This window comes from Pantoea sp. GbtcB22, assembly GCF_019091025.1.
Classification (GTDB): Bacteria; Pseudomonadota; Gammaproteobacteria; order Enterobacterales; family Enterobacteriaceae; genus Pantoea; species Pantoea leporis.
Map to the genome: position 1 here is coordinate 1 of NZ_JAGXKB010000637.1, position 244 is coordinate 244.

1 protein-coding gene is annotated in these 244 nt (G+C 38.5%); it reads left to right on the forward strand.

Going from position 1 to position 244, the window contains the following annotated elements; genetic code table 11:
• A partial coding sequence (locus tag KVT28_RS26230) for a hypothetical protein (RefSeq protein WP_217551205.1) occupies positions 1-244 on the forward strand: 244 nt, incomplete at both ends.

Genomic DNA, 244 nt, shown 5'->3' on the forward strand with positions numbered 1-244 from the left:
GATCGCAAAGCAAGACTTACGATCAGCTCCGCAGATATTGCTGATATGACTTTATCGAAGGATGGTGATAAATTATTTTATCTCGCCAAATTTGAAAAGGGCTATGACCTGTGGGTTACTGAACTACGTACCAGAGACACCAAACTTTTTGCAAAGCTTGGTGCAAAAAATGCAAACATGGAATTATCAAAAGACGGCAAATCACTTTTTGTGCTAAATAACGGCAGCATTGTAAAGATTGATC